The organism is Paenibacillus sp. IHB B 3415 (genome assembly GCF_000802655.2).
Lineage (GTDB): Bacteria > Bacillota > Bacilli > Paenibacillales > Paenibacillaceae > Paenibacillus_AQ > Paenibacillus_AQ phytohabitans.
Genome location: NZ_JUEI01000056.1, coordinates 117,697 through 134,871, shown reverse-complemented (window position 1 = coordinate 134,871; position 17,175 = coordinate 117,697). Strand labels below are relative to the sequence as shown.

The 17,175-nt window shown below is 45.0% G+C and carries 24 protein-coding genes and 1 tRNA gene; 12 read left to right on the top strand and 13 right to left on the bottom strand.

The annotated features are described in order from the left end of the window. Positions 1–761: 761 nt before the first annotated feature. Positions 762–1,625, bottom strand: coding sequence for an SDR family oxidoreductase (locus tag QW71_RS23210; protein WP_039304431.1), 864 nt, complete (start codon positions 1,623–1,625; stop codon positions 762–764). A gap of 81 nt (positions 1,626–1,706) precedes the next feature. After that, on the bottom strand, positions 1,707–2,141 hold the full coding sequence (locus QW71_RS23205; RefSeq protein WP_083442682.1) for an Rrf2 family transcriptional regulator: 435 nt from the start codon (positions 2,139–2,141) through the stop codon (positions 1,707–1,709). A gap of 882 nt (positions 2,142–3,023) precedes the next feature. On the opposite strand from QW71_RS23205, the gene QW71_RS38170 reads away from it, so the two are divergent. The 4 genes from QW71_RS38170 (at position 3,024) to QW71_RS23185 (ending at position 5,682) form a co-directional block, all read left to right on the top strand. Beyond that, positions 3,024–3,410, top strand: coding sequence for a sigma-70 family RNA polymerase sigma factor (locus tag QW71_RS38170; RefSeq protein ID WP_052770141.1), 387 nt, complete (start codon positions 3,024–3,026; stop codon positions 3,408–3,410). Between the two features lie 53 nt (positions 3,411–3,463). Continuing rightward, a complete protein-coding gene (locus tag QW71_RS23195) occupies positions 3,464–3,667 on the top strand; it encodes a helix-turn-helix domain-containing protein (protein ID WP_039304426.1) in 204 nt (67 codons plus the stop codon). Between the two features lie 462 nt (positions 3,668–4,129). Beyond that, positions 4,130–4,393, top strand: a complete 264-nt coding sequence (locus QW71_RS23190; protein ID WP_039304423.1) for a helix-turn-helix domain-containing protein — start codon at positions 4,130–4,132, stop codon at positions 4,391–4,393. Positions 4,394–4,470: 77 nt separating this feature from the next. After that, entirely contained in the window at positions 4,471–5,682 is a 1,212-nt protein-coding gene (locus QW71_RS23185) for a site-specific integrase (RefSeq protein WP_039304420.1), read from the top strand. Between the two features lie 289 nt (positions 5,683–5,971). Here QW71_RS23185 and QW71_RS23180 read toward each other — a convergent pair. The 3 genes from QW71_RS23180 to QW71_RS23170 form a co-directional block, all read right to left on the bottom strand. Continuing rightward, positions 5,972–6,057, bottom strand: a tRNA-Leu gene (locus QW71_RS23180). Positions 6,058–6,206: 149 nt separating this feature from the next. Further along, entirely contained in the window at positions 6,207–6,662 is a 456-nt protein-coding gene (locus QW71_RS41455) for a WGxxGxxG family protein (RefSeq protein ID WP_039304417.1), read from the bottom strand. 76 nt (positions 6,663–6,738) lie between these two features. After that, a complete protein-coding gene (locus tag QW71_RS23170; protein ID WP_039304414.1) occupies positions 6,739–7,425 on the bottom strand; it encodes a M15 family metallopeptidase in 687 nt (228 codons plus the stop codon). Positions 7,426–7,676: 251 nt separating this feature from the next. Between QW71_RS23170 and QW71_RS41020 the strand changes: the two genes are divergently transcribed. Then, positions 7,677–7,838, top strand: a complete 162-nt coding sequence (locus QW71_RS41020; protein WP_171719987.1) for a hypothetical protein — start codon at positions 7,677–7,679, stop codon at positions 7,836–7,838. A 36-nt stretch (positions 7,839–7,874) separates the two neighbouring features. Here the strand turns inward: QW71_RS41020 and QW71_RS23165 are convergent, their stop codons facing one another. Further along, entirely contained in the window at positions 7,875–8,210 is a 336-nt protein-coding gene (locus QW71_RS23165) for a YolD-like family protein (RefSeq protein WP_039304411.1), read from the bottom strand. A gap of 242 nt (positions 8,211–8,452) precedes the next feature. Beyond that, on the bottom strand, positions 8,453–9,073 hold the full coding sequence (locus QW71_RS23160; RefSeq protein WP_152679834.1) for a hypothetical protein: 621 nt from the start codon (positions 9,071–9,073) through the stop codon (positions 8,453–8,455). A 198-nt stretch (positions 9,074–9,271) separates the two neighbouring features. Between QW71_RS23160 and QW71_RS23155 the strand changes: the two genes are divergently transcribed. After that, positions 9,272–9,769 (top strand): zinc ribbon domain-containing protein, encoded by a 498-nt coding sequence (locus QW71_RS23155; RefSeq protein ID WP_039304405.1) that lies wholly within the window; start codon positions 9,272–9,274, stop codon positions 9,767–9,769. Between the two features lie 16 nt (positions 9,770–9,785). On the opposite strand, the gene QW71_RS23150 is transcribed toward QW71_RS23155, so the two are convergent. Next, positions 9,786–11,261, bottom strand: coding sequence for a glycosyl hydrolase (locus QW71_RS23150; RefSeq protein ID WP_052770140.1), 1,476 nt, complete (start codon positions 11,259–11,261; stop codon positions 9,786–9,788). 227 nt (positions 11,262–11,488) lie between these two features. On the opposite strand from QW71_RS23150, the gene QW71_RS23145 reads away from it, so the two are divergent. Further along, on the top strand, positions 11,489–11,929 hold the full coding sequence (locus QW71_RS23145; protein WP_039304398.1) for a NucA/NucB deoxyribonuclease domain-containing protein: 441 nt from the start codon (positions 11,489–11,491) through the stop codon (positions 11,927–11,929). 239 nt (positions 11,930–12,168) lie between these two features. Continuing rightward, complete coding sequence (locus tag QW71_RS40590; RefSeq protein WP_156118708.1) at positions 12,169–12,306, top strand: hypothetical protein; 138 nt, start codon at positions 12,169–12,171, stop codon at positions 12,304–12,306. A gap of 48 nt (positions 12,307–12,354) precedes the next feature. Here QW71_RS40590 and QW71_RS40585 read toward each other — a convergent pair whose 3' ends face one another. Next, positions 12,355–12,510, bottom strand: coding sequence for a hypothetical protein (locus QW71_RS40585; RefSeq protein ID WP_155991357.1), 156 nt, complete (start codon positions 12,508–12,510; stop codon positions 12,355–12,357). A 169-nt stretch (positions 12,511–12,679) separates the two neighbouring features. Here QW71_RS40585 and QW71_RS39145 point away from each other — a divergent pair, with 169 nt between their 5' ends. From QW71_RS39145 to QW71_RS40580, 3 genes are all read left to right on the top strand, one after another. Next, on the top strand, positions 12,680–12,856 hold the full coding sequence (locus tag QW71_RS39145) for a YjfB family protein (protein ID WP_076243860.1): 177 nt from the start codon (positions 12,680–12,682) through the stop codon (positions 12,854–12,856). Between the two features lie 143 nt (positions 12,857–12,999). Continuing rightward, the gene (locus QW71_RS23135) at positions 13,000–13,542 is read left to right on the top strand and encodes an ImmA/IrrE family metallo-endopeptidase (protein WP_039304393.1); all 543 of its coding nucleotides are present in this window, start codon (positions 13,000–13,002) and stop codon (positions 13,540–13,542) included. Positions 13,543–13,629: 87 nt separating this feature from the next. After that, positions 13,630–13,794 carry a hypothetical protein gene (locus QW71_RS40580; protein WP_156118709.1) on the top strand — a complete coding sequence of 55 codons (165 nt, stop codon included), beginning with the start codon at positions 13,630–13,632 and terminating at the stop codon, positions 13,792–13,794. Positions 13,795–14,054: 260 nt separating this feature from the next. Here QW71_RS40580 and QW71_RS23130 read toward each other — a convergent pair whose 3' ends face one another. Continuing rightward, positions 14,055–14,258 carry a hypothetical protein gene (locus QW71_RS23130; RefSeq protein WP_152679833.1) on the bottom strand — a complete coding sequence of 68 codons (204 nt, stop codon included), beginning with the start codon at positions 14,256–14,258 and terminating at the stop codon, positions 14,055–14,057. A 112-nt stretch (positions 14,259–14,370) separates the two neighbouring features. Then, on the bottom strand, positions 14,371–14,640 hold the full coding sequence (locus QW71_RS23125) for a hypothetical protein (protein ID WP_039304388.1): 270 nt from the start codon (positions 14,638–14,640) through the stop codon (positions 14,371–14,373). Between the two features lie 235 nt (positions 14,641–14,875). On the opposite strand from QW71_RS23125, the gene QW71_RS23120 reads away from it, so the two are divergent. Then, a complete protein-coding gene (locus QW71_RS23120) occupies positions 14,876–15,586 on the top strand; it encodes an SDR family NAD(P)-dependent oxidoreductase (protein ID WP_039304384.1) in 711 nt (236 codons plus the stop codon). Between the two features lie 106 nt (positions 15,587–15,692). On the opposite strand, the gene QW71_RS23115 is transcribed toward QW71_RS23120, so the two are convergent. Together QW71_RS23115 and QW71_RS23110 are read right to left on the bottom strand one after the other, a co-directional pair. After that, positions 15,693–16,082 (bottom strand): hypothetical protein, encoded by a 390-nt coding sequence (locus QW71_RS23115; protein WP_039304382.1) that lies wholly within the window; start codon positions 16,080–16,082, stop codon positions 15,693–15,695. Positions 16,083–16,261: 179 nt separating this feature from the next. Further along, positions 16,262–17,065, bottom strand: a complete 804-nt coding sequence (locus tag QW71_RS23110; RefSeq protein ID WP_039304380.1) for an undecaprenyl-diphosphate phosphatase — start codon at positions 17,063–17,065, stop codon at positions 16,262–16,264. Positions 17,066–17,175 lie beyond the last annotated feature (110 nt).

Sequence of the window (17,175 nt, the reverse complement as noted above, 5' to 3'; positions counted from 1 at the left end):
TCGTGTCATGTATTACTTATCTGATGCATTCTATTTTGATTAATTAGCAATTTAGACAGTATTGGTGTAATGAAAAACAGCACGCACCGTTGTATAACAGTACGCGCTTATGATCAGTTATTTACTACTTTTCATCCTCGATAAAATTAGGTCAAGCCTGATGTAAAGATTCCGCTGAACTGACGCCAACCGCAAACATGCCTGCCCGACCGGTATGGAGGTTCGATGAACTGGAGCGGCTGGTGGCCAAGAAAAATACACATTATACTTTCCAAACGTTATTTTGCCCGGCATCGACGCATTGATTAAGGAACTGCGGGCAGAGAACATTAAGCCGGCAGTTGGCTGGGCGAGAAACAAAGTTGTGAGCTGCTTCCGCGAAATCGTACCCGGAACCTATCCGCAAGCGCCTCAAACCAATATACAGTTTGACGCAATATGGATGCGGCAGAGAAAATTGTGTATTTGGAAATGCTTGACTACAATGAACGTCATCAGACCGGGTAGTTCCTAGCATTGATATGAATACAGTCAAAAAGAAGCTAAATGAGCTATCTGAAGCACTCTCCCCTTCCTTGCCCACACCCAAAGAGGAGTGGCTGATGAATCCTGTTTCTGGGGGGTCGGGGTTCCCCCTTCCCCCTGAAACAACTACACCCCCAACCCGTAACCCGGGGAGGTACTTCTACTCTTTTAACAAACTTCTTGAAGCTACATGTATAAGTATGTTGGACGTTTATTAGTAGTGCCTAATTTTCTTCCTAGGAAAGGCTGCTAATTATCTGACGTACGCCTTCAACAGTTGATGTTAAAGGTCGGCCCAACAGCTTTTCAAAGTCGCCACTTGTGAAGTCCATATAGCCTTCACGATTACCCTGCTGAATGCCAACCAGTACTGGGATAGCATATTCGGGTACACCTACACCTTTCATAATTTCAATGTATGTTTCATCATCCACATGCTGCACAATAACTTTTTCACCTATTGCAACTCCTACTGAAGCTGCAAGCTCATCCTGTGTCAATGGGGGGCCGCTGAGTTCATAGACCGTGTTCTCATGTCCGCTACCAGTAAGTACAGCGGCAATGGCTATTGCATAATCCTCCCGAGTGGCCCAGCCTCCTCTGCCGGTACCAGAAGAGGTTATCCACGGTGCTCCAGCCATTGTGGCTTTAATACTTGATATTTCATTTTCAAGATACCAATTGTTGCGAAGGAACGAATATGGAATACCGCTAGCCTTGATTATCTGCTCCGTCACTCTATGTGCCGGAATTAGCGATAGCTGGCTCTCCTGAGCATTGGTCACACTAGTGTATGCAATAAAGGCGACTTTAGCACGTACAGCCGCTTCCACCGCGTTAGTGTGCTGGCGAATTTGAATGTCATCAGGTCCACCTGAAGAGACGATCAACAGTCGGTCAACCCCAGTAAAAGCATCATCCAATGTTTCTGGCTTAGCAAAGTCTCCATATCGCACATCGACGCCCTGAGCACGGAGTTGCTCCGCTTTCTCCGGGTTTCGTACACTAACAGCAAGTTCACTAGCTGGAATGGATTTTAGCACTTGGTTCATGATTTTGGAACCCAACTGTCCTGTTGCTCCTGTCACTAATATTGTCATTGTTATTTCCTCCTAAGTAGTTGTAACTCTTTTTGTTATAACATTATCAGTTACAACAAATTTATAAAATAAAAGCCCTTTTTAAGAGCTATTATTATCTATCCAAAATAATTGGGTTAATTGACCTAGAGTCGTCTGTGTTAATCGATTCTCCATTGCCTCCTGTGCTTCTTTCAGCTCGTCTTGTAATACCTGCTCAATATTTCGGCCTACTAAACAATTTAGACTCCGAGTGTTATGAATATCAAACAAATGATCTTCGTCAGCAACATGAACGGCCCGGTAAATATCTAAAAGTGTAATATGCTCAGGATCCTTTAGCAAATAAGCCCCACCCACTCCTGCACGAACGCCTAATAATCCAGCCCTTTTTAACATTCCTATAATTTTGCGTATGACTACAGGATTGGTATTTACACTACTTGCAATAGAATCTCCGGTACATTCCAGAGGACACAGTGCAATCATCGATAGAGTGTGAACCGCCATCGAAAAACGCGAACTAATTCTTTTCAAATTCATCACCACCACCGTTGTAACAATTTTATTTACAACGGTGCTTTATGTCAATAATAATTTTATCTATGAGTTCGTTATTGGCGGTGAATGCACATTAAGTTGTAATAAATACCCATTATATGTAAAAAGATTACAAGACATCATTGATTAATTATACCTGCATTTACACAGACGAACAGCCTCTTTCTTCAAATCTTTACTATGTCGATAAAAAGATTTGCCTTGCTTTGCAGGCATATCAAAAATCCTCTCCAGTTTTCAGTGTTGAGATCATTTTAACATGATCTCTTTTTTCACTGTCTACCTTGAGGGGATAATACCAAATTCTATTCGTGAATCCGCATTCAATTAAATAATACGATTATTCTTCCCCCTACTCAAATGGGCTTTTTTAAGTTTAAACAAGTCATTTTCAATAAAATTAAAGCTCCTCCGAAGGGAAGGACTACATTTGTTTAGACATTCAGCAGATTTCTGCAGAAATTTTCTGGGTTTAAATAGATCTTTTGTATCATCTTAAAAATGACATTGTATAAAATTGAAAATGACATATTGAGTAGTTTTTTTAAAAGTATAATATTTATATAGTAAAAAAGTAATGCAATTATTACATAGAGAAAATGCAATTTATTTTCGACAAATTTCATGCAATTCAAAGAATTCATATAACTTTATATTTACTTCATTTTCACAAATATAGGAGTATAATTTCAATCCCCACCCTTCAGCAAAGAAGGGTGTTTTTTTAGTAAGTATGTTAGAAATATTTCCAAATCCGATTAATACTTTTCTATTTCATGAATGTTCATTGTATTTTTTTATAAAAAGTAGCCTTTTTTAACTGAAATCGACATTTAAAAATGAAAGGAGGGGATAAGTGTGAGATCTTACACCAAACAAGATTTATTTTCCACAGTTGAAAAAGGATTTAGTAGCTACGTTAAATCTTGTCTCATTCACAGAAGCATAACTTTTTTTAAACACTACGATATGGAAAGTACACGATTTAGATCTTTAAATGAAATTAAAGAAAGCGCTTTATTTAACAAAACGGATTATACAACTCAATTTAATATTCTTGAAGAAGAATCATTGTATGAAGCGCTATCTTCCTTAAATCCATTAGAGAAGAGACTCATTTATTTAAAATTCTATAAGGAATACACAGATCGACAAGTAGCAACAATACTAGGTGTTAGTAGACAAGCGGTAACAAAAGCAAAAAAGAAACTGTTAGAGAAATTGAAGAAAAAGTTAGAGAAATAATCTCTATTCGCCTTTCATTTATTCTTTATCTAAAATTGATAGGAGATGAGAAGATGCGAGAAGTATTCGAACTTATCAAATTATCACAAGAAGGAAATACTCAGGCTGAAACTGAACTTATACAACGTTACGAAGGGTTAATATATAAATTATCTTGGCATAATGGAAAATTCAATGAAGATTGTAAACAACAATTAACTATAGAGTTTATTATGGCCGTTAGACGCTTTGATCTAACACGTTATATGGGCATTTGAGCAGAATAAAAGTGGCAACTTGGTTGCCCTTTTTATAATTCGACCCTATTTAAAGCTGTTACTATTTATAGCGCTCTTTGATAACTCCATAAAACAAATTTCAAGTACATTACTCTTGTATCCATTAGAATGGAAAGCGACTTAGCGGGACCGCCATGACACCTTATACAGAAATCTTAGGAATAGCGACCTATTTCCGGCTTAAATCAATCTGTGGTGGATTGACTCGCAATAACCTACAAGAGGGATAATGATACTCCTGCCCGGCCAACGTAACTGTATTGGGGGCAGCCTGCTCAGTTGAGGGGGAGTCTCTGAGAAAATCAGAGCTGTGTTGTCAGCAACCACTGACAACTTGAAATGTTTCTAAAAGATAATTTGTAGTAGTATTTTATTCGTGTAAATAAAATGTATCCTTCTTTACTTGTAATTTAAAATCCCAGACAAAAATGGGGGTTGACTATGGACACTGAAGCCCACTTGATAATCAATCAGCAAGAGATTTATGCCCTCTTATTCCAAAGCTACCCAGACGTTGTGAATATAGCTGAAATGTGTGAAATGCTTGGTGGGATAAGTAGCAAAACTGCCTATAAACTTTTACAAGAAAATCAAATAAGTCACTTCAAAATTGGGCGAACTTATAAAATCCCTAAAGTAAATATTTTGTTGTATCTAAATATATTTACATTTGAAAGACCTCACTATGACGCTTTAGTGCATTGAATCACCTCTACCGTACGTGTTATAATTAACACGTCAATGGTAGGATGAATGCGGGCTGCTATGAAGGAGGTTTTTTCATGGTAGCAGGCCACCTACAAGAAAAAAAAGGTCTTTTTTATATGGTCTTGAATTGCAAGGATGAAAAAGGTAAGAGAAAACCAAAGTGGATTCCTACTGGTCTTACAGTAAAAGGAAACAAAAAACGAGCTGAAGCATTATTATTAGAAACAAGAGTGAATTTTAATCGTCTTTTAAATGCTGTTGAGGAAGAAACAATAGTTGAACAAATTATCGTAAAAAAACCCGTTGAGGAGCCTGTCGATCTAGGGCCACTGTTTTCTGAGTTCATGCTTCAATGGCTAGCTATGATGAAACATCAGGTTGAATTTATCACTTATGCTTCGTACCACAATGTCATTACTAATCATATTGTTCCTTACTTCGAAGAAAAGGGGTTATTTCTCAAAGAATTATTACCGAGTCACATACAAGATTACTATCAGTATGAGCTTGAAGAAAATGGAGTAACAACCAATACGGTTCTCCATTATCACGCTAATATTCGCAAAGCGCTAAAGCATGCTCTTAAAAATGATTTAATTAACACTAATCCCGCAGATAAAATCGAACGACCTAAGAAGAATGATTTTGTCGGCAGCTTTTACAACAAGCAAGAGATCAATATCCTGTTTGAAAAAGTAAAGGGCGAACTGATAGAGCTAGCAGTCATTCTTGCCGCTTTTTATGGATTGCGGCGAAGTGAAGTAGTTGGGTTGAAATGGACAGCTATAAATTTTGAAAACAAAACGATTAGTATTAGGCACACTGTAACTCCGGTTTATTTTGAAGGTCAGGAACACATCATTGAAAAGGACCGGGCTAAAAACAAACCAAGTCGCCGCACCTTACCTCTTGTGCCAGCCTTTGAGGAATTACTGCTGCGTATTCGTGAGCTTCAAGCTCTCAATAAAGCCATATGTGGTAAATCCTACTGCACTGATTACGAGGAGTATATCTATCTGGATAAGTTGGGACAACGAATTAAACCCGGCTTTATCACACAGAACTTTACTAGAACTCTTAAAAAAAATGGTCTTCGTCATATTCGTTATCACGACCTGCGTCATAGTTGTGCAAGCCTTCTACTCGCTAATGGAGTCAGTATGAAAGAAATTCAGGAATGGCTGGGACACAGCAACTATTCTACAACGGCTAATATTTATTCTCATCTAGAGTACAGTTCCAAAGTATCTTCTGCATCAACAATGAGTAGTGTTTTGGTCTTTTAATAAAAAAAGATCGCACAACCCTCGATATTTCATGAGAGTCATGCAATCTCCTCCTCGTTCTCTCCTTCGGAAAAAGGAGAGAACTGCAGGAGAGAACTCGCTAAAAAGTTCTCTCCTAAGTCGGTTCAAAAACCAAGGTTTTTCGGAAAAAACCCTTATAAATCAAGGATGCCGAGGACGGGGGTCGAACCCGTACGGTACTCACGTACCGCAGGATTTTAAGTCCTGTGCGTCTGCAAGTCGGTTCAAAAACCAAGGTTTTTCGGAAAAAACCCTTATAAATCAAGGATGCCGAGGACGGGGGTCGAACCCGTACGGTACTCACGTACCGCAGGATTTTAAGTCCTGTGCGTCTGCCTGTTCCGCCACCCCGGCATGTTATGTGCGTGGTTAACGCGACAAGAAATATAATATCACGTATTACGGGGATTCGCAACAAATAATTGCCATTAAATTATCCTGAATCCAGACAAACAGCCCGATCAGCCGAAACTGATGCGGGCCCTTTGCAGTCCCTAACCCGTTTAGTGGCGTTCGCGCTCGCCGCTTCTGCTCCGCATACCAACCAGCCCCAGAAGTCCGAGCAGGCCGAGCCAGCCCCAGTTAGAGCCGTTATCGTTATCGCCTGTGGTGCTCTGTGCCCGGTAGTTGCCGGTTGGTGTAGTGTTGTTCAGCGGGGAGACGGAGCTGTTGTCTCCGGTACGGATTTTATCCCTCATGATCGTCTCGTTCTTGTGCATGGTGCCTGTCGTCTGGTTCATCATGGTATTGCCCCGGCCGTTCATCATTTGTGTACTCCGGCCATCCATGTCCCCCATGTTGCCCATAGTGCCCATTCGGGTATCCGATGTTGTGCTGTTGGTAACGGGTGCTGTTCCGCCCATTCCTGTCGTGCCAGCCGCAGCAGATGTGTAACCGGCTCCGAGCAGACTCATGGATAATACTGTGCCGCATGCAAGGCTTGTAATCAGCTTGTTCAAGATGGTATGCCTCCTCTGTAGTTGTGGTTTATCGCTGATAATTTCCCCACACGGCACATCATCTATGCAACGCAGATTATTCCTTTATGATGTTCACGGTCTTGCTGAGCGCATCATAGGTCACTTTGGCTCCAAGCGCTTCGCCAATGGCCCGTACCGGAGCATATGTGGTGACGCTGTCCAGCACGCCGGTCGTGAGCTTCTGTCCGTTCAATGTGATATTTACTTTAACCTCGGTATTCACCTCTGGGTCACCTCCGTTAATCCGGCTTAATGCGTCCTTCACCTGCTGAACGGTGGGGTGCTTACCCGCCCGAAGCTCAGCAGTGGTTAGTCCGAAGGTCATCTGCAGATGAGAGTAGTCCTTGAAGGAACTCCAGTCTCCGCCCCACTCGAAACCGAGCTTCTTCGCCTCCTGTGCAACCTCCTGCCAGTCCGCTACCTTATCCCCGTCTCCGTCACGCTTCATATCCCAGGATACGCTTTTACCATCCGGCAGCAGCAGTGCGAAATCAATTGCCAGCCCGTAATTGTGATAGCTGTTCCCGCCCTTGGCATTGGTTACAATAGCGCCTTTCTTCGTTCTTCCCTGCGCGTATAGCGCATTCTGCTCGGCAATGGTGCGCATTCCCTGGGTAATGAGGATCGGAATCCCTCTGGCATAACTCCGCCGGATGAGCTCTGTAGCACCCGCCAGCAGCACCGGATGCAGATTGCCCAGCCACCCTGCCGATTTACTCTTCACTTGATCCAAAGTCAGCATATACTCACCCCCTGGTATAGTAAATGCCCGCTTGTACAATGTTGCATGTACACTTTCACCCCTGCATCCGCCCAAGTTTGCCAGGCTCCCAGAAGCATACGAAATAAGCCCCCAGGCAATCCTGAGGGCCTTAATAATGCTTGATCCAGCTTAGCGTAAACAGGAGCCAACAAGGATGAATTGCTGCACCACAGGCCACACTAACATGGAGTACCGTTAATCCTTAATCCCGCATGGAAAGGTGGACAACCATGGATATTCACAGTGACAGCTATAAGGTGGCCGCGCTTAGCGATCAGGAGGATGTTGTCGAAGTGATCCGCGAGGCCGAGTCGGCCATCGCCCGGATGACCGGGAATCCCGGAGTTACGCTGATTGCTTATGAAAAGACGGAAACCGCCGGAAGAAATTAACCGTTCCGTCCGCTCCGGCCAGCTTCGCCTGCACCCTCAGACGATATAGGCGTCCGCAATATCATCCACGTTCAGCCACTTCCATTCCTCCGCCCACTGCAGCTTGAATTCGCGCGAGTGGGTGTGAATGGAGGTCACAAATCCGCTAAGCAGCTTGTGCTCAAGAGGGTCAAACAACACTATCGTTACCCGTACATGACTCCGCAGCGACAAAGCCAGCGTATGCTCAATCTCCTCCAGCTTGTGTTCATCCGGAACCGGCCTGACGCTCTGCCACGTCTCCCGTTCACCTCTACTGATTACGCGCATCTGCTCCGGCAGAACTGTCCGGTTGCTGTCCCACAGGTTATTGCCCTCCAGCTTTTTGCCCATTGCCGCTCCCCCAATCTATGGTCTATATACAAACCGCAATACGTTGTCCGCTCATGTACCGAACGTATGTTTGTATTATATCCGTGATCCGGCTTTTTAAGCAAGCAGAAATATATGTAAGCAGCAAGAACTGGGAGGAGACATACCGGACTCGCCGGCACAGCAAAATAACCCCACAGCAGTGGGGCTAGTTTGAATTCATTCTGGTAATTACTCAGGTACTATACGGGGATGAATACTTTCTAATTGGCTGTGTTTCCTGCCGTGCTCTCTGTCGTTGCAGCTCCCGTATCAGTCTTCGCAGCGGCGCCCGCCTCTGACGGGTTCACAATTAGACCTTTTGTGCTCTCTTCCGGCTCAATCAGTCCTGCGGCCGCTCTGGCTTCATTCAGCTTGGAGATGCCGTACAGCATCGCTACATCCGCCTGCTGGTTCATTGCATTGAATTCCTCGGCAGTTACATCGGGAGAAACCGCGCTTTTGGAGGCCTGCTCTTTAATGGAGTACGCACTTTTAAAAGCAATAATAGAATCTCTGAGCAGCGTCTGGATAGTGTCCGGCAGGCTCTTGGAAATCTTCACTTCACTCACCTGATTGGCGATATCGGAGGCTGTATCCTGGAACTCGTCCACGGCCTTCTGCAGCTCCTTGTCAGTCGCATCTCCGGTTGAATAAGAAGTTAAGGTGGTGTTGAAGTTTTCCAGCGAGGATTTACCCATTTCATCGAATTTTGACATTTCATTGTAAAAGCTCTGAACTGTATCCTGCACTACTTCCTGCGAAGCAGGTTCTGCGCTGTCATTGCTGCAGGCACTTAGGACTACAACCATCATAAGTAATCCTGCAAATAAAAATCGTCTCATATTTATATCCCTCCACTTAACAGAATAATATCGAATTTTGTTAAGTGCAAATGAAATTAATGTAAAATCGGTCTGGATGAAACATTTTCCTGAGATAAAGCGTATTCACAGAAAGAAACGCAAGAAGAACCCGGTAGTGACTGGGAATTCTTGTTATACTATAATCAAATTATCCGTTATACGAGAGGAAGATATCTTATGCCTTATTGCACAGCCTGTGGTGCGGAATATAAGCAAGGTGCCAAATTCTGCGGAGAATGCGGAGCAGGTACAGAGGATAATAACGCTCCGGCAGCAGCACGCCGTCCGGCGGCAGGCCGGGTCTCCGGAACAAGCACAGAAACCGAGCTGTGGCAGGGTAAGCCTGCGGGCATATCCGACCGGCTCAAGGGGCTTATTGGACTCAATACCACCAGATACACAATTACAACCCAGCGGATTATGGTGAAGAGCGGACTGATCGGCAAGGATGTCGAAGAAATCGAGCTGCTGCGGGTCAATGATTTTTCCGTCACGCAGTCGATTCCCGACCGTATATTAGGCATTGGAACGCTTACGATCCTCTCGGATGACGCCTCGTCGCCGCAGCTTCCTTTCCGCAAAATCCGCAAGGTTCAGACCGTAAAAGACGTGCTGCGCCAAGCCGTCCGCAACGAAAAAGTCGCCAACAAAATCAGCTACCGCGAACAAATCTGACCTAAGACTTTCCCTGTTAAGGAAGATACAAAGCCCCTGCCGGAATTACGCTTTTGATCTGGCTGGGGCTCTCCCACATCAGCACGGCCCGCGCATCCCCCTGGTTCTCGTAATACTCCACCTTCAGCTCATGCAGCTTACCCGCAATCAGATTCACACTGCCTTGCCGCTCCTGCCCGCTCTGCTTCATCCAGCTGTCAATAATCAGTTTGCCGTCGATCCATACCCGGATGCCATCATCCGAAGAAGTATAGATGCTGTAAGTCTCACTGTACACCGCACTTAGCCTGCCGCTCCATCGTACCGAGAACAAATCTGCACCAATAGCCGGATCAGGGGCTGCCTGTCTCCAGATGAAGTTGATGTTGGCATCCGTCCGGGTGAGGGCGGGCGTACCGCTGAGCGTAATGTTATTGTAGTACTGGCCATACAAGCCCGGCTTAGGAATGCCGCCCGGTGATGGATCTATTGCTGCCGCCCTCGCTGCATATTCATCTCTGGTGAACACGAAATTATCCTTCATAAAAGCTTTGATCACCGCATCACTGTTCTTCTCATACAGCAGCTTGCCCCAGGTCATCTGGTAGCTCCATTTGTTCTGGGAACCAGCCAGCAGGGCTGCCGGAGGAAGCTCCCCATTCTCACCAATGGCGATCAGCTTGCCGCGCCCCAGGTCCCAGAGGCTGTCATGATGGCTCCCCTTGAAATCCGCTTCATAGATATCCAGGGCCAGCACATCCACTCTCCCGCTGCCCGGGTAATATTTCGCAGGTTCGTCACACCACTGGTTTTTCGCATTTGGACTCCACACCCACAGCAGATTATGCAGCTTGTGATATATGGTATAACGCTCGAACATAATCTCCCAGAGGGTGCTGAAGGAGGACTTCTGCCCCCACCAGAACCACCCGCCGTTCATCTCATGGTAAGGTCTCCAGAGCACTGGTACACCGGCATCCTTCAGTTTTTTGAGATACACGGCTACTTTGTCCAGCTCCGCAATCATTGCTGTGTATTGTACCGTTCCCGGTGTAATATATTTGCTGAAATCTGCTTCACTGAGACTCATTGAGACATTCGCCCAGGCCGGAGCGGTTCCCGGCAGATTGGCATGATAGCTCATCGTCACGATTCCCCCGGCCTGATGCCAGCGGACCGCACTGTCCGTGACGGCCTGCCGCTGGCTGCTGATTTGCTGCTCCGTCTGGTTGCTGATGGCACCCATTTCATAGCCGTGAAGTCCCGCATAGCTCCCGCCGGTATTCTTCAGCTTCACGCTGAATTCATCCGGGCTCTCCAGATAATCATGTTGTCCGCTGATCACGCCTTGCCCCTGCAGCCAGTATAAGGTGTTCAGCAATTTACGCGCCGGCAGAGCCAGCTCCGCATCCGCAGGACTCATCAGCACACTGCGGAAGGCGGCCTGCCATTGTACATCCCCTACCAGCCGTGACGCGGAATCCAGCAGATCTCTGAGTACACGCTGTTCCACTTTTTCCACCATCCTTTTCCATCTGTTTGTACATTTTATGGCGAATTATGTAACATCAGAACGGCGGATAGACAAGAATTACGTCTGTTCCAATCCCGCAGTCATACGCTATACTATTGTGAGCGCAGGCTTCCTGCGCCCACAATACTTAAGCGTATGCTTCCGAAGCTAGTTTTGCCGGAGCTTATCATTGGAAGCTATGCTAACAAAACTTTTAAGGAGCAGATATGAAAGCCAAAAAATTCATCACCAGTCTCATTATTGTTGTTCTGCTCAGCCTGGCTGCTTACTACTTCGGGGAGAATGGTCAGCTTCCGTCCCAGACGCCGTCTTCTGGCAATTCGGAGGTTGTCCGGCTGGAATTCCCGTCTGACCGTTATCCGGAGACCGCCAGACATATTCAGGAAGCGATTGAGAACGGGGAGTCCCCCATCTGCACGATTGACCGGAATGAAGCCGAAGAGAACCGTAAGGAATCCCTGAAGGGCGTACCCACCAAAAAAGGTTATGACCGCGACGAATGGCCGATGGCGATGTGTGCGGAAGGTGGAGCCGGCGCTGATATTGAATACATAACTCCCAGCGATAACCGCGGAGCTGGAAGCTGGGTCGGCAATCAGCTGGAGGACTTCGCAGACGGTACCCGCGTAGAGTTCATGTTTAAATAGGCAGAATGCCTGACTACTCCGGCTACCGCTATCGCAAATGATTGCTGATAAGAAACAGATCTCATATTAGCCGCTCTCCTCTCCGTCATATAAGGACATTTGCATTCCTGTTATGCGAACGACAGTTCTTTATGCAAATTCACCCGGATAAAGCGTAAAATAGGGTGGGATATTATTCCATAGACGGAGAGCCGGGAGTGTTCTATATCTGTTATCGGGGGAAAAGGCTGTACGGCCCTATGTCCGAGGCTGAAGCCTTACAGGAATGGTTTGCACTTGCAGGTACAGTCAAGGAGTTGTATATCATTGAAACGGATGAGCATACAGGAAGAATCAAACGCCAGATCGGTCCGGCGGCACGCAAAAAAAAGAAATAGCCCCATCCGGCCTCAGGCCAGACAGGGCAGCACTTGTTCAATGCGGTTCTAGAACAAACAGGCTTTAGTGATAATAACCAGCAGAATGAACAGAACCAGAATCGCACCAGTCGAAGTCCAAGGGCTTACAACCGGAACAATCGGAGGACCCTGATTAACTCCACCGACGTTATTTCCACAACCGCAACCATACTCTGCTCCCATAATTTAATTCCTCCTCTTGAATATTGAATACAGCACAGAATATGTGGAAATCTAACCGGTGGCATGGGCCAATCGGCAAAGAAATGCCATTCACCTAACGGCCAAGCCCTAATCGGTCGATATAAAAGGTGGATGCGCTGCTTCAAAAAATCTTGGAGGAGGAACACAAATGGATATTGCTGCACTATCGGTTGTCATGAACCAGTCGTCTTTACTGCAGGCTGCGGGATTACAGGTAATGAGTATTGCCAAAGATCAGGCACAGACCGATGCCCAGAATATGGTCCAGATGCTGAGTCAGGGCGCACACCCCACCTTGGGAAAAACACTTGATATTCGCGCCTGATTGCTTTATGCTTACATACATAGGAACACCCGTTCCATATCAATACAGCTGCTGAATATTGAGTGTGCTGATTGCTTAGCCCTTCAGGGCTTTTCTTTTGACCATTAATACGAACATACGATCTTATATTGAGGTGATTGATTATGCAATCCTATTATCAGATGACTGCCTTGGAGAAATGGACAGAGGATTTATATCAGCGCATTGGTGTCCGCCAGCCGTCCGACATATCCATTGAATACATAGCCGAGCGGCTGAATATCTGGATTCATTATCTGGATGTCCGAAGCAAGAGCATTGAGGCCAGCGCAGGAATGTACAGCATGTTTATCGACAACAGGCTCCCTCCCGAACTGCAGCGGCTGGAGTTCCTCCATGAGCTGTGTCATCTGCTCCGCCATGCCGGCAAGCATACTCTTATGCCTGAACAGTTCACGCAGGCGCAGGAGGATGAATCGGAGAGGTTTATTCTGTATGCTGCCATGCCCTATTCCATGATATCTTCACGGACACTGCCTGAACTGCGTGAGGATGCCGTGGCTGAGCTTTCCAGTACCTTCCAGGTTCCTGTGGAGCTGGCTCTGCAGCGGATTGACCAGATCCAGCGGCGTATTTTCCAGGGGCAATTAATGGCCGTAATGGAAAGAAACGAAGACAGAAAATTAATCCATAGACATATTCGCTAAGCGCTGCGGGGATAATACCGGCATAGACATAAGAACAACAGATGTACCTCTATGCATGGTGACATTTCAACCGTAAAGGGGAGCGACATGGAAGCCATAAAAGTCATTCAATTATTGCTGACCCATCCGGATTACAGCGTAGATGCAGTACATCCCGAAATTCCGGATTTTGTCGGCATCGAGACCATTGAAGTGGACCACGAAACGCAGACCTTCTCCATCTTACTGCAGGAACCCAAGGAGTACGATTAAACCTCTGTACAGAATAATCAGCATATAGCCAGCGCGGCTCAATCCGTGACCTTTCACCCTATAAAAAGCGACCCCGCCAACGTTCGGCAGGGTCCAAGGTTTCTATCAGGGGGTATGTATACAATATACTCACTATTTGCTTAAACCAACCTTAAATCAGGCTGAGCCTATAATAATATCTTTCAAATGATCGCAATGGGCATCATGCTTATTGTAGCGCTGGTCTGCACTTCTCTGCTGATTAATGACAAGAATAACGACTAGCCGCTGCTGACAAACTGGATAATCCCAATACCCGCCATTGCCAGGAAGATTCCGAGTATTACCGCAATCACGATCCAGACTACCTTTTTGGTGGACTGCGGGGGCGGGTTATAGTTCTCCATCATTGCAATCCGTTTCTCCAGCGCAGCAACCCGCTTCTCCAGTTCACGGTTGTTATCCTCTGCTTCTCTCATTGCCACTCTTTCTCCACTCTCCTCTGGTTATATATTTTTAATCGTTTCATCATGTTTCTGTAACTTATATCTGTGAAGTCAACATCTCCCTGAGGCCTGCCTTCGGAACTTCGCAACTCTACTTTGCTCTTCTGCGCGCTAATAACCAATCGAACAATAATCCAAACCCCAACCAGAAGAAGAAGTGAATGCCGTATAGTATAAACTGCCACAGAAGCTCATTGTCCATACTATAGTGCAGATCTGTCAGCTGAGGGTTAAGCCATAACAGCAAAGGACTTGTCAAAAAAAGCAGCAGGTTTTTATCATCTTGTCCTGACAGATTAATCATACATACCGCTACAGACAGGACCGGCAACCACAAACCCAATCTCTTCATTAATTTCATTTAAGCCCCTCCATTTACTAAATACTACCATATAATGATAGACTGGGCCCATGACATAAATCCTGACTCCATAGAGAACCGCGCCAGAATATCTATCTATTAATAATTCTCTCCGGCATAATACCGCTCCAGCTTATGCTCCAGATGAATGAGCTGTTATGTTGACCTACACTAAGTGTAGCATAATAAACTTTGAATTGTTGCTAGACCATATCCCACAGAAAGAAGGATTACGATGAACAGAACCGCTTTTGTAACAGGTGCTAATAAAGGAATTGGATTTGAAATTGCGAGACAGCTCGGTGAAGCCGGCTGGAAGGTGTTGCTTGGTGCACGCAGTATTGAACGGGGGGAAGCCGCAGCTTCCGAACTACAAAAGCAGGGTTTAAACGTAGAGTTCGTGCAAATTGATATGACTAATAAAGAGAGTATTGAACAGGCAGCCGGCAGCATTCAGGCCAACTACGCTGATCTGAAGCTTTTAATTAACAATGCCGGCATGCCGGGAGCCTTCTCGAGTTCATTCAGTGCAACCCAAGAGGCCGATTTGCGCAATGCCTTTGAAGTGAATTTCTTCGGAACGTTCCGCCTGAATCAACAGCTATTCCCCTTAATCCAAAAGAATGAAGGAACCATTGTGAACGTATCGACCGATATGGCCTCACTTCACTTCATGCAGAGCTCTGCATACGCGCTTAATGCTTTTGACTATAACGCCTCCAAAACCTCCAACAATGCAATGACCGTGGCCATGGCGATTGAATGCAAGGACAGCAATGCTCAAGTATTCGCCGTCACACCTGGTTTCACCAAGACGGATTTGAACGGCAATGCTGAAGGCGGCAAATCCAAAGAAGACGGTGCTGCCATTATTGTCGGCTACGCAACGGATGGTAAACGGCATAACGGGGAGTTTCTCGATGTAAATGGGGTTTATGCCTGGTAATGCAGTCAACTGCTTATTCTGACTATAATAATAGTAAAGGTTAGACTTGCCACGAAAGAAAAATGCCCGCCAACGGAATACGGTTGACGGGCCTCAATATAATAGACTATCGTGTCACTTCCACGAAAAACTGCTGTAAATCCAATTCGGATTTTATATTTTCAATCACATTTTTCAAACCAGGAACCCAGAGCAAAGTATCTTGCCGAATATAGTTTAAAACTAAGGCGCAACTCCGTTCAAATTTTTCAATATGGGGGCTGTGCTCATTTTTCAAAACTTTTCTGACCTCATCTGCTAATTCCATATAATCAGAGTCAATGTGATCTTGCTTATTTATTTCAGCGGGTTTTAATTTAGACCAGGCGTAAGCTCCTCCAGCCACTACTTCTTCAGATCCCTCCACATATTCCAGAGACGAATCCTCGTTAATGAATTCATTAATCCGCGCCTCTAAACCTTTGAAAGTTTGGACAAAATCAATTACGTCTTCCAAAAAGACACCTCCCAAATAGATAAGAAGATGTGATTTTCCGCTGCTGTAAAATTCCTTCAGTTAGCAATCACAATCTTGTGTGATTCCAGTGTATCGCATTTTGAAACAAAAATACATTGTGAAAATTTCAACCTTCTCCAGAAACTCACATTAGATCCTTAACAAATAAATGGAACGAATTAGTGTATGACGATTAGATAGAAGAGAGCTGCTAAAACAAACCGATAGAGAGCGAACCATTCCAAGCGAAGACGTTTAATCAGTTTGATAAAGGTCACTACTGCAATCATTGCCACTATGAAGGATGCCGCAAAGCCAATTAACATTAGAAGTAAATCGTCAGAACTCAACAAATCACGACTATCATACAAATCCAACAAGCTTGCACCAAACATGACAGGGACGGAAATAAGAAATGTAAAATCTGCGGCGGCTTTTTGGCTAGTGCCTAGCAAAAGGCCGCCTGAAATCGTCGAACCTGATCTCGAGAATCCCGGCCATAACGCCAGGCATTGGAACAGACCGATTCCGAAAGCTTGTTTATAGCTAATCCCATCCATCGTATCAGCGGTTTCTGTCCGCCTATTCCGTGCAGCGATGATCATCAATAGACCACCGACTACTAGACCGATCACGACAGGAGTCGGGCCGAATAAACGGCTTTTTATAGTGTCCTTGAAGAGGAGATACAGGATTAATGCAGGCAACATGGCTAATATCATATGAATGATGTTTAATCCTTTACTTTTGGAAAAATCCATTCTAATCATATTAGACCCAATCTCCAAATACCTTTTCCAGTACAGAATTAACACCGCCATCACTGCACCCAGCTGTATAACAATCTTAAAAGTGATTGCAGCTTCTCCCTCAAAGCTAAGCAAATCACCTGCTAAAATAAGATGTCCAGTAGATGATACCGGTAGAAACTCAGTTAAACCTTCGATTATGCCGAGGATGATTGCTTTAATAATGTCAGTCACCAGTGGATAATCCCCTTTCAGAAATGGATTCTTTTTATTTCCAGTATACGGGGGTCATAATTTTTTCCCAATCGATTGACCTTACAATCTTCCATTCAGCATGACAGAAT